The following is a 10,900-nucleotide window of genomic DNA, read 5'->3' on the forward strand; positions in this document are numbered from 1 at the left end:
CTATTCCCTAACGATCAGCGACATGATCGCTTCCTGGCTGGCCTGATCCGCGGTCAGTTCGCCCACGAAGCGGCCCTCGTTCATCACATAGATGCGGTCGCACATGCCCAGCAGCTCTGGCATCTCGGACGAGATCATGACGACGCCCTTGCCCGCGGCACTCAGGTCATTGATGATACTATAGATCTCGCGTTTCGCGCCCACGTCGACGCCGCGCGTGGGTTCGTCCAGGATCAGCACATCGGGATCGGTGAGCAGCCACTTGGCCAGCACGACCTTCTGCTGGTTGCCGCCCGACAGGTTCATGACCTTCTGGAACACCGACGGGGTGCGGATGCGCAGCTGCCTGCGATAGGTCTCGGCCACCTCGGTCTCGCGGGTTTCGTCCACGATGCCGCGGCGCGCGACGCCGTCCAGGTTGGCCAGGATGGTGTTGCGGCGGATCGTCTCGTCCAGGATCAGGCCAAGCGTCTTGCGGTCCTCGGTGACATAGGCCAGCCCTGCGGCGATGGCGCGGTCGACGGTGGACAGGTCCACCGGACGCCCCCGGACCAGCGCTTGTCCCGCGATGTCGCGGCCATAGCTGCGGCCGAAGACGCTCATCGCCAGCTCGGTCCGGCCCGACCCCATCAGCCCGGCGATGCCCACGACCTCTCCGGCGCGTACGGTCATCGACAGGTCGCGGATCATCTGGCGGTCGCGCTGTTCGGGATGCCAGACGTTCCAGCCCCGCAGTTCGAACAGCACCTCTCCGGCGCGGCGGTCGCGGTCGGGATAGCGATGCGCCATGTCCCGGCCCACCATGTCGCGCACGATGCGGTCCTCGGTCAGGCCCTGACGCGCGTCCAGCGTGCTGATCGTGGCGCCGTCGCGGATCACGGTGACGCTGTCGGCCACGCGGCGCACCTCGTTCAGCTTGTGGCTGATGATGATGCTGGTGACGCCCTGGCCCTTCAGCTCCAGCAGCAGGTCCAGCAGGGCCTGGCTGTCGCTTTCCGACAGGGCCGCGGTGGGTTCGTCCAGGATCAGCAGGCGCACGTTCTTGGACAGGGCCTTGGCGATCTCGACCAGCTGCTGCTTGCCCACGCCCAGGGTGTCGACGATGGTGCCCGGCGTCTCGCGCAGGCCGACCTTGGCCAGCAGGGCCTCGGTCTGGCGGTACGTCTCGGGCCAGTCGATGACGCCGCGGGTGGCGCGTTCGTTGCCCAGGAAGATGTTCTCGGCGATGGTCAGCAGCGGCACCAGCGCCAGTTCCTGGTGGATGATGATGATGCCGCGATCCTCGCTGTCGCGGATGGTGCGGAAATCGACGGGCTGGCCGTCGAAGACGATCCGCCCGTCATAGCTGCCGGTGGGATAGACGCCCGACAGCACCTTCATCAGCGTGGACTTGCCCGCGCCGTTCTCTCCGCAGATGGCGTGGATCTCGCCCTGCGCGACGGTCAGGCTGACATCGTCCAGCGCCTTGACGCCGGGAAATGTCTTGCTGATCCCCTGCATTTCCAGAAGGTCTGTCATGGCCCTGCCCCGGATGAGGACCGCCCCGCGGGGGACGGTCCGGCTGGTGTCACTGCAACTGCTCGGGGGTGTAATAGCCGCTCTCGACCAGGATCTGCTCCCAGTTCGAGGCGTCGACCGGCACCGGCTCCAGCAGATAGGACGGCACGACCTTGACGCCGTTGTCATAGGTATCGGTGTCGTTCACCTCGGGCTCGGTACCCTTCAGCATGGCATCGACCATGCCCACGGTGACGCGGGCCAGTTCGCGGGTGTCCTTGAAGACGGTGGAATACTGCTCTCCGGCCTGGATCGACTTGACCGACTGGACCTCGGCGTCCTGGCCGGTGACGATGGGCATGGTCTGATCGCCCGACCCGTAACCCACGCCCTTCAACGACGACAGGATGCCGATCGACAGCCCGTCATAGGGCGACAGCACGCCATGCACGGTGGCCTGGGTATAGTTCGACGACAGCAGGTTATCCATCCGCGCCTGCGCGGCCGATCCGTCCCACCGCAGCGTGCCGACCGTGTCCATGCCCATCTGGCCCGACGGGATCGCGATGCGCCCGTCGTCGATCAGCGGCTGCAGGACCGACATCGCCCCGTCATAGAAAAAGTAAGCGTTGTTGTCGTCCGGGCTGCCGCCGAACAGCTCGACGTTCCAGGGTTTCACGTCGGGGAACCGCTCCTCCAGGCCCGCGACCAGCGAATTGGCCTGCTCGACGCCGACCGAGAAGTTGTCGAAGGTCGCGTAATAATCGACATCCGGTGTGTCGCGGATCAGGCGGTCATAGGCGATGACCTTGATGTCGGACGCGGCGGCATTGGCCAGCGCGTTCGACAGCGTGGTGCCGTCGATGGCGGCGATCACCAGGACGTCGACGCCCTTGGTGATCATGTTCTCGACTTGGGCCAGCTGGTTGGGGATGTCGTCCTCGGCGTATTGCAGGTCGGTCTCATAGCCGGCTTCCTGGAACTGGCGGACCATGTTGTTGCCGTCGTCGATCCAGCGGGCCGACGATTGCGTGGGCATCGAGATGCCCACGGTCTGGGCCGCGGCGCCGAAGGCCAGCCACGACGTTCCGATCGCCAGCGCGATCGCGGCGGTGTTCAGTCTCATGTGATTCTCCCTTTCGGCGCCGTGGCGCCGCCCCTCTCGAATGCTCCCGACAGGACGATAGCAAAGCGACGGGTTATCAGTAAAATGAGATTTGCGACCTTCAACATACCGGAAAACGCATGTCCGAGATTCCCGCACGGTCCTATCTGAAACCCGCGCATCTGCGCCTGATCCTGGAGATCGCCGACAGCGGGCAGCTGCGGCAGGCGGCGGCGAACTGCGCCATGACCCAGCCCGCCGCATCGCGGATGCTGGCCGAGGTCGAGCGCCTGTTCGGCGCCCCGCTGTTCGAGCGCCAGCCCAAGGGCATGTCGCCCACCGAGATCGGCAGCACCGTCCTGCGCCGCGCCCGCGTGATCCTGCGCGAGATGCACAGCATGTCGGCCGACGTCCACGCCCTGCGCGGCGGCCAGGCGGGGTCGGTGCATGTGGGCGCGGTCACCGGGCCCGCGGTCGGCTATCTGATGGCCTCGATCCGCGAGATCAAGAAGGAGACGCCCGAGGCCGACATCACCGTCGACGTGATGCCGTCGCGCGAACTGCTGGGCCATCTGACCACGGGGCAGATGGATTTCGCGCTGGCCCGGATCCTGCCGGAATTCGTCAGCCGCGATTTCGAGATCCTGCCGTTGCGCGACGAGAAGGTGACCTTCTGCGTGCGCGCCGATCACCCGATGGCGCGCGCCCCGATGGTGACATTGACCGAGCTGCATGACCACGAATGGATCATGCAAAGCCGCGGCGCCCCCATCCGCGAGGCCACGATGGAGGCCTTCGCCGCCGTGGGCCTGGCCGAGCCGCGCAACATCGTCAACAGCCCGTCGATCCTGTTCACCATCGCCTATCTGGCGAACAGCGATGCCATCGCCTCGGTCTCGGAGGAGGTGGCGCAGCTGCTGATGCGGCCGCCGGTCCATGCGGGGTTCGCGCTGCTGGCCCAGCCCCGCGAGATCCGCGTGGACCCCTATTACCTTTTGAACCTGCGGCGCAGGCCGCTGTCGCGGCTGGCGCGGCGCGTGCGCCAGAAGGTGATCGAAAAGACCCTGGCCGCCGATTAGGGCCGCGTCAGGTCCACCGGGCTGATCAGCGGCTGTCCCGCGAAATGCGCCTCAAGGTTGTCGACGATCAGCGACGCCATCGCGTCCCGCGTCTGGACCGTGCCCGACCCCTGATGCGGCGACAGGGTGACGTTGGGCAGCGCGGTCAGGCGCGGATCGGGGTCGGGTTCGGACCAGAACACGTCCAGCGCAGCAGCACCCAGGCCCCCGTCCTGCAGCGCCGCGATCAGCGCGGGTTCGTCCACCACCGACCCGCGCGCGACGTTCACGAACAGCCCGTCCGGCCCAAGCGCGCGCAGCACCCGGTCCGAGATCAGCCCCTGCGTGTCCGGCCCCCCGGCCACGATGGCGATCAGGATGTCGCTGTCCTGCGCCAGCTGTTCCAGGTCGGGCTGGAACGGATAGCCCGCATCCTTGTCGCGGCGGTTCCAATAGGCGACCTGCAACCCCTGCTGGCTGGCCAGTTCGGCGATCTTGTGGCCGATCGTGCCCATGCCCACGATGCCCAGCCTGCGCCCGCGAAAGCTGCGCTGCAGGGGGAACGCGCCCTTGCGCGCCCAATCGCCGTTGCGGACCCAGGCATCGGCGGCCACGACGTTGCGCCAGCCCATCTGCGCCAGCAGCAGCGCCATGTCCGCCACCTCCTGCGCCAGCGCCGGAGAGGCGTTGGTCAGCGCCACGCCGCGGCGCGCGATGGCATCGACGTCGAACGCGTCATAGCCCGCCGACCCGCAGCTGATGATCTCCAGCGCGGGCAGCTGGTCCAGCAGGGCCGCGTCGACGCTCGTGTGCCCCATCGCGACCATGCCCCGGCAGGCGGCACCGTGGCGCGCCAGAAAGGCGGGCCTGTCGTCGGCCAGATCCAGACGGTGCAGGGTGAACTGCTGTTCAAGGCGGGCTTGGGCGTCGGGGCGGGTGGGAGACAGCATCAGGACGTCGGGCTTCATCGGGCTCTCTTTCTGGCGGTTCGGGCGCCAGCATGCACCGCGCGGCCGTCAATCGCCACCCATGCGCTGCGGCGGGACCAGCGCGCGGATGACCGCGCCCATGTCGACCATGCCCACCGCCTGCCCGTCGCGCATCACCTGGTAACGCCGCGCCATGTCGCCGCGCGACAGGGCGATCACGCTTTCCAGCGTATCGTCCGCATCCACCTGCCCCGACGATGCGCCATCGCCCGGCCCCGTCATGACCGAGCGCACGCGCAGCACGCGGGCGCGGTTGATGTCGGCGATGAACGCCTCGATATAGGGATCGGCCGGGTTCAGCAGGATGCCCTGCGGCTCTCCCTGCTGGACCACCTGGCCGTCCTTCAGGATGACCAGGTGATCGGCCAGCTTCAGCGCCTCGTCCAGGTCGTGGGTGATGAACACGATGGTCTTGTGCAGTTCCGCCTGCAGCTCCAGCAGCAGGTTCTGCATGTCGGTGCGGATCAGCGGGTCCAGCGCCGAGAACGCCTCGTCCATCAGCATGATCCCCGCGTTCGAGGTCAGCGCCCGCGCGATGCCCACCCGCTGCTGCATGCCGCCCGACAGCTGGTGGGGGAAATGCGCACCGTATCCGCCCAGGCCCACCCGGTCCAGCCAGGCGCGGGCGTCGGCCTCGTATCCCGCGCGCGGCACCCCCTGCGTCAGCAGCGCCATGCCCGCGTTGTCCAGCACCGTGCGATGCGGCAGCAGCGCGAATTTCTGGAACACCATCGACATGGTCCGCCGCCGCAGGTCGCGCAGGCGGCGTTCGTTCCAGGTCAGGATGTTGTCGCCGTCGACCAGCACCTTTCCGGCGGTGGGTTCGATCAGCCGGTTCAGGTGGCGGATCAGCGTGGACTTGCCCGACCCGGACAGGCCCATGATGACGGTGATCTGGCCCTCGCGGATGTCCACGTTGATGTCGCGCAGGCCCAGCACGTGGTTGTGGCGCGCCAGCAGCTCGGGCTTGGACAGGCCCTCCAGCACCTGCGGCAGAACCGCGGCGGGCCTGCTGCCGAAGATCTTGTACAGATTGCGGATACGGATCTTGACCGGGGCATCCATCAGCGGCCGTCCCGGCTGACGTCGATGCGCGCCAGCGATGCCTTGGTCACGCGGTCCAGGATGATGGCCAGCAGCACGATGCCGAAGCCCGCCACCAGCCCCACGCCCAGTTCCAGGTTGCGGATGCCGCGCAGCACCAGCACGCCCAGGCCCGGCGCCGAGACCAGCGACGCGATGACCACCATCGCAAGGCTCATCATGATGGTCTGGTTCACGCCCGCCATGATGTTTGGCAGGGCCAGCGGGATCTGGACGCGCCACAGCTTCTGCCCGCGGGTCATGCCGAAGGCGTCGGCGGCCTCGATCACGTCGGGATCGACCAGGCGGATGCCCAGGTCGGTCAGGCGGATGACCGGAACGATCGCATAGAGAATGATTGCGATGCCGTACAGTTTGGGTTCGGTCACGCTGAACAGGAAGATCAGCGGGATCAGATAGACGAAGGCCGGCAGCGTCTGCAGCATGTCCAGCACCGGCGTGCCGATCCGGCGCAGCGCGGCGCTGCGCGACATGGCGATGCCGACCGGCACCCCGATCAGCACGCAGATGAAGGCGCAGACAAAGATGATCGCCAGCGTCTGCATCGCCTCGGTGTAATGGTCGACGAAGGCCAGGAACCCCAGGGACAGCGCCACCAGCCCGACCACGCGCCAGGACCGCGCCACCGCCCAGGTCACGGCCAGCAGCAGGGGCAGCATGATGAACCACGGCGTCGCCACCATCAGCCAGATCATCTGGCGCAGCATCCAGCTGAGCGGTTGGGTCACCGGGTCCAGCACGATGCGCAGCGCGTCGCGCGCCGACAGGAACGCACGTTCCAGACCCAGGGTCAGGTCGCGCGTCTGCCAGATCGCACCGCAGGCCGCGTGCAGGTTGTTCAGCGACGGCAGCGGCAGGTCCCACCACGACCCCGCCGGTGCGGCCGAACCGCCCGATGCCCGCGCCATCAGGTCGGCCATCGACATCGGCCCGCCCCCTCCGCCGCCCGCGTCGCACCATGCCCTCAGCCCCAGGGCGTCGAACAGCCCGTCATAGGTCGCCATGTCAGTCCCCCGATGGATGCGCGTCCGCCAGGCCGGGCCGGGGATCGCCCCGGGCCCGGCCCGCCGGTCAGTTCTGGCCCAGCAGGGCCGACAGCTTGCCCTTGGCGTCGTCCGACAGCCAGCCGGACCAGGCGTCGGTGTTGGTGGTCAGGTAATGGACCGCCACCTCCTCGGCCGATGCGCTGTTCTCGTCCTGCCAGGCCAGCAGGGTGTTCAGCTCGTCGGTCTTGAAGGTCATCTTGCGCAGGAACTCGACCACCTCGGGCTGCTCGTCCACCAGGGCGGCGGTGACGGCGGTGACACTGGGCGCCTCGGGGAAATCGGACACCTGCGGGTCGGGCGCGTTCGGGTTCTGCAGCGGCGTGAACTTGGCCTCGTCATAACTGCCAAGGTCGATCCGGGTCATGTCATACTTGCCAAGCGGCACGGTGGGGCCCCAGTAATAGCCGAACCAAGGCTCCTGCGCGCTGACCGCCGATCCCATCGACGATGCCAGCGTTTCGCCCGACCCGTGGTTGAACACCTCGATGCCCGCGCCCTCCAGGTCCAGCGCGCGGATCAGGTTGTCGCTGACCACGCGGCAGCCCCAGCCTTCGGGGCAGTTGTTGAACCGCCCCACCAGCTGGGGATTGTCCAGCACGCCCTGGATGGTGGTCAGTTCGGGATGCGCCTCGGCCAGATAGGTGGGGATCCACCAGCCCTCGATCCCGCCCGGGTCCAGGACGTTTGCCAGCGTCACCATGGTGCCCTCGGCCTCCAGCCGGGTATAGGCCTCTCCGGCCGAATTCAGCCACAGGTCGGTGACGATGTCCGGCTCTCCGTTCTCGGCGACCGAGGTGATGGCCGGGATGGTGTCCGACTTGACCAGCGTCACGTCGCAGCCATAGCCCTGCTCCAGCAGGAACTTGGCCACCTCGGTGATGATCTCGGCCGAGGTCCAGCCCATCTGCGCGATCGACAGATCACCGCAGGTCCCCGGTGCGTCCTGCGCCGCGGCGGGCACCGCAAGCGCGGTGCCCAGGGCCAGGGTCGTCATGGATAGAAGATGTCTCATCGTCAGTCTCCCGGTTGATGTCGGTTGGGGCGCCATGGCCCGTCAAAGGTCCTTGACCAGCCGCAGCGCGTCATAGATCGCGGCATGGGTGTTGCGGGCGGCGACCGCGTCGCCGATGCGGAACAGGCGGAACCGCCCGTCGGGGTTCGCGGCGACATCCTGCGCCCCGCCCGCGATCATCGCGTCGTAATCGACCGCGCCCAGATTGCGCGACAGGGGCTTGAGGTCGAAATACAGATCGTCCAGCGGCCGCGTTCCATGGTTCACCACCACCTGATCGACCAGCCTTTCGCGGGTCATGTCGCCATAGTCGCTGCCAAGCGTGGCGCGCAGGCGATTGCCGTCGCGCACCACCGACACCAGGCGCCAGGTCACGGTGAAGGTCACATCCCGGCGCTGCAGGCTGCGCATGTAGGGGACCAGGTTCATCGCCATGACCTCGGGGGCGAAGGCGCGGTCGGGGGTCACGATCTCCACCCGCGCGCCGGTGGCGGCGATGATGTCGGCGGCCTGCAGGCCCGCATGGTCGCCCGCGTCGTCAAAGATCAGCACGTCCTGGCCCGGTTTCACATCGCCCGACAGGATGTCCCAGGCCGAACAGACCAGGTCGTTGCCCGCGCCCAGCACCTCGGTATGGGGCAGCCCGCCGGTGGCCACGATCACCGCGTCGGGGTCGGTGGCCAGCACGTCGTCCACCTCGGCATAGCTGTTGAAGCGGAACGACACGCCGTGCTTTTCGCACATCGCCATCCGCCACGAGATGATCGAGATCATCTCGCGCCGCCGCTCCTGCTGGGCGGTCAGGCGGATCTGGCCGCCTGGCTTGTCCGCGGCCTCGAAGACGGTCACGGCATGCCCGCGTTCGGCAGCCACGCGCGCCGCCTCCAGCCCGGCGGGACCGGCGCCCACGATCGTCACGCGGCGCCTGTCGGACGCGGGCGGGATGTCGTGGGGCATCGTCTCCTCGCGCCCGGTCGCGGCATTGTGCAGGCAGAAGGCCAGCCCGCCTTGATAGATGCGGTCCAGGCAATAGTTGGCGCCGACGCAGGGGCGGATGTCATCCTCGCGGCCTTGGATGATCTTGCGCACCAGATGCGGGTCGGCCATGTGCGCCCGCGTCATGCCCACCATGTCCAGAAGACCCGCGGCGATGGCGTGACGCGCGGTCGCGACGTCGGGGATCTTGGCGGCGTGAAAGGTCGGAAACCCCGTCTTGGCCCGAATCCGGCCCGCGAATTCCAGATGCGGCGCGTTGCGCATGCCCTGCACCGGGATCAGGTCGGTCAGCCCGGCATCGGAGTCGATATGGCCGCGCACCACGTTCAGGAAATCGACCAGCCCGCTGTCCTTCAGCAGATGCGACACCCGGAACCCCTCCTCGGCACCCATGCCGCCGGCCAGCACCTGATCGCCGGTATAGCGCAGGCCGACGATGAAATCCGGCCCGCAGCGGTCGCGGATCGCGCCCAGCACCTGCATCGTGAAGCGCAGGCGGTTCTCCAGGCTGCCGCCCCACGGTGCCTCAAGGTCGTTGGTCAGGGGCGACCAGAACTGTTCCAGAAGGTGGCCATAGGCCTCCAGCTCGATCCCGTCGACGCCCGCGGCCTGCATCCGTTCAGCGGCATCCGCGAAATCGCGGGTGATGCGGGTTATGTCCCAATCCTCGATCCGCTTGGGAAAGGCGCGATGGGCGGCCTCGCGTTCGTGGCCGGGGGCCACCACGGGCAGCCAGTCGCCCTTGTCCCACCGGGTGCGACGTCCCAGATGCGTCAGCTGGATCATCACCGCCGCGCCGTGGTCGTGGCATTCGTCGACCAGCTTGCGCATCCATCCGACGACCTCGTCCTTGTAGGCCAGGATGTTGTTGAAGACCGGCGGGCTGTCGCGCGACACCGCCGCCGACCCTGCCGTCATGGTCAGCGCCACCCCCGCCCGGGCCCGTTCGACATGATAGGCGCGATAGCGATCCTTGGGCATCCCGTCCTCGGGATAGGCCGGTTCATGGCTGGTGATCATGATCCGGTTGCGCAGGGTCAGATGTTTCAGCCGATAGGGCCGCAGAAGGGGGTCTTGGGACATCCGTGCCTGCCGTTTGGGAAACCGATCAGGGTCATACGGCGCAAAATGTTCACCTGTGTCAAATAAAAAGACAGCACTGCATACTTTGGGCGGAGTGATGTCTTGCAGGGGTTGCGGCCACCGCCTAGGGTTCCCGCATGGATGCACAGGAAATGGCCGGCGCGGGCTGGCGGGGATCGCGGGACGGCTGGCTGGATGCGGGCTATCGCGCGCTGATCGAAGGCGGCGTGGACGCGGTCAAGATCATGCCGCTGGCGCGCCAGCTGAACCTGTCGCGCACCAGCTTCTACTGGTTCTTTCACGACCGCAAGGCGCTGCTGGCCGCCCTCTTGGATGGCTGGCACGCCCGGACCACGGTGCCCCTGATCGCGGCAACGCGCCAATATGCCGAAACCCAGGCCGAGGCGATGCTGAACGTCCTGTGCTGTTTCCTGACACCGGGCGTCTTTGATTCGCGGCTGGAATTCGCGGTGCGCAGCTGGGCGTTGCAGGACCAGGCGGTGGCCGACCGCGTCACGGTCGCCGATGCCACGCGCATCGCCGCGCTGACGCGGATGATGGCGCATTGGGGCCATGACCCGATGTCGGCCGATGTCCGCGCGCGCACCATCTATCTGGTCCAGATCGGCTACATCTCGATGCAGTCGTCCGAGGACATCGAGCCCCGCCTGTCGCGCATCCCGTCCTATGTCCAGATCTATACCGGCGCCGCCCCCGAACCGCGCGAGATCGCCCGCTTCAACGCGCGGCTCCGACGCGACGGGGCGGCATAGGCGGCTATTCCGCCGCCTGCAGCCGTGCCGCGCCGGCCAGCAGGGCCGCCAGTTCGGGGCGGCACGATCCGCAATTGGTGCCCGCGCCGGTGGCCTGGCCCAGGGCCGCGACGCCGGCGCATCCCTGCCCGATCGCCTGACGGATCGTGTTCACCCCCACGCCAAGGCAGGCGCAGACGATCGCGCCCGGATCGGGCATGTCCGACCGGGGCCGCCCGGCCAGCGCGCCCGCCGGGG

The 10,900-nt window shown here is 67.8% G+C and carries 10 protein-coding genes; 2 read left to right on the top strand and 8 right to left on the bottom strand.

Annotated elements, in window-relative coordinates:
* Together mmsA and chvE are read right to left on the bottom strand one after the other, a co-directional pair.
* Positions 1-1,518: a multiple monosaccharide ABC transporter ATP-binding protein gene (gene mmsA, locus TW83_RS15435; protein ID WP_045983665.1), complete on the bottom strand. Its 1,518-nt coding sequence runs from the start codon at positions 1,516-1,518 to the stop codon at positions 1-3.
* Positions 1,519-1,567: 49 nt separating this feature from the next.
* Positions 1,568-2,623, bottom strand: a complete 1,056-nt coding sequence (chvE, locus tag TW83_RS15440) for a multiple monosaccharide ABC transporter substrate-binding protein (protein ID WP_084697579.1) — start codon at positions 2,621-2,623, stop codon at positions 1,568-1,570.
* A 119-nt stretch (positions 2,624-2,742) separates the two neighbouring features.
* Here chvE and TW83_RS15445 point away from each other — a divergent pair, with 119 nt between their 5' ends.
* Entirely contained in the window at positions 2,743-3,681 is a 939-nt protein-coding gene (locus tag TW83_RS15445) for a LysR family transcriptional regulator (protein ID WP_045983666.1), read from the top strand.
* Here the strand turns inward: TW83_RS15445 and TW83_RS15450 are convergent.
* From TW83_RS15450 to hpbA, 5 genes are all read right to left on the bottom strand, one after another.
* A complete protein-coding gene (locus tag TW83_RS15450) occupies positions 3,678-4,628 on the bottom strand; it encodes a 2-hydroxyacid dehydrogenase (RefSeq protein ID WP_045983667.1) in 951 nt (316 codons plus the stop codon). The genes TW83_RS15445 and TW83_RS15450 overlap by 4 nt on opposite strands.
* A gap of 48 nt (positions 4,629-4,676) precedes the next feature.
* A complete protein-coding gene (locus TW83_RS15455; protein WP_045983668.1) occupies positions 4,677-5,714 on the bottom strand; it encodes a betaine/proline/choline family ABC transporter ATP-binding protein in 1,038 nt (345 codons plus the stop codon).
* Positions 5,714-6,757: an ABC transporter permease subunit gene (locus tag TW83_RS15460; protein ID WP_045983669.1), complete on the bottom strand. Its 1,044-nt coding sequence runs from the start codon at positions 6,755-6,757 to the stop codon at positions 5,714-5,716. The genes TW83_RS15455 and TW83_RS15460 overlap by 1 nt, the downstream gene beginning before the upstream one ends.
* 67 nt (positions 6,758-6,824) lie before the next feature.
* Positions 6,825-7,811 carry an ABC transporter substrate-binding protein gene (locus TW83_RS15465; RefSeq protein WP_045983670.1) on the bottom strand — a complete coding sequence of 329 codons (987 nt, stop codon included), beginning with the start codon at positions 7,809-7,811 and terminating at the stop codon, positions 6,825-6,827.
* 42 nt (positions 7,812-7,853) lie between these two features.
* Positions 7,854-9,890, bottom strand: a complete 2,037-nt coding sequence (hpbA, locus tag TW83_RS15470; RefSeq protein ID WP_045983671.1) for an N-methyl-L-proline N-demethylase HpbA — start codon at positions 9,888-9,890, stop codon at positions 7,854-7,856.
* A gap of 137 nt (positions 9,891-10,027) precedes the next feature.
* Here hpbA and TW83_RS15475 point away from each other — a divergent pair, with 137 nt between their 5' ends.
* Complete coding sequence (locus TW83_RS15475; RefSeq protein ID WP_045983672.1) at positions 10,028-10,663, top strand: TetR family transcriptional regulator; 636 nt, start codon at positions 10,028-10,030, stop codon at positions 10,661-10,663.
* Between the two features lie 4 nt (positions 10,664-10,667).
* On the opposite strand, the gene TW83_RS15480 is transcribed toward TW83_RS15475, so the two are convergent.
* The coding region (locus tag TW83_RS15480; protein WP_045983673.1) for a (2Fe-2S)-binding protein at positions 10,668-10,900 on the bottom strand (233 nt) is incomplete at its 5' end.

It is taken from the genome of Paracoccus sp. S4493 (assembly GCF_000967735.1).
GTDB lineage: Bacteria > Pseudomonadota > Alphaproteobacteria > Rhodobacterales > Rhodobacteraceae > Paracoccus > Paracoccus marcusii.

Excerpts from the sequence above, each read along its gene's own strand:
- mmsA (WP_045983665.1), bottom strand. The coding sequence starts at position 1,518 with ATGACAGACCTTCTGGAAATGCAGGGGATCAGCAAGACATTTCCCGGC.
- chvE (WP_084697579.1), bottom strand. The coding sequence starts at position 2,623 with ATGAGACTGAACACCGCCGCGATCGCGCTGGCGATCGGAACGTCGTGG.
- TW83_RS15445 (WP_045983666.1), top strand. The coding sequence starts at position 2,743 with ATGTCCGAGATTCCCGCACGGTCCTATCTGAAACCCGCGCATCTGCGC.
- TW83_RS15450 (WP_045983667.1), bottom strand. The coding sequence starts at position 4,628 with ATGAAGCCCGACGTCCTGATGCTGTCTCCCACCCGCCCCGACGCCCAA.
- TW83_RS15455 (WP_045983668.1), bottom strand. The coding sequence starts at position 5,714 with ATGGATGCCCCGGTCAAGATCCGTATCCGCAATCTGTACAAGATCTTC.
- TW83_RS15460 (WP_045983669.1), bottom strand. The coding sequence starts at position 6,757 with ATGGCGACCTATGACGGGCTGTTCGACGCCCTGGGGCTGAGGGCATGG.
- TW83_RS15465 (WP_045983670.1), bottom strand. The coding sequence starts at position 7,811 with ATGAGACATCTTCTATCCATGACGACCCTGGCCCTGGGCACCGCGCTT.
- hpbA (WP_045983671.1), bottom strand. The coding sequence starts at position 9,890 with ATGTCCCAAGACCCCCTTCTGCGGCCCTATCGGCTGAAACATCTGACC.
- TW83_RS15475 (WP_045983672.1), top strand. The coding sequence starts at position 10,028 with ATGGATGCACAGGAAATGGCCGGCGCGGGCTGGCGGGGATCGCGGGAC.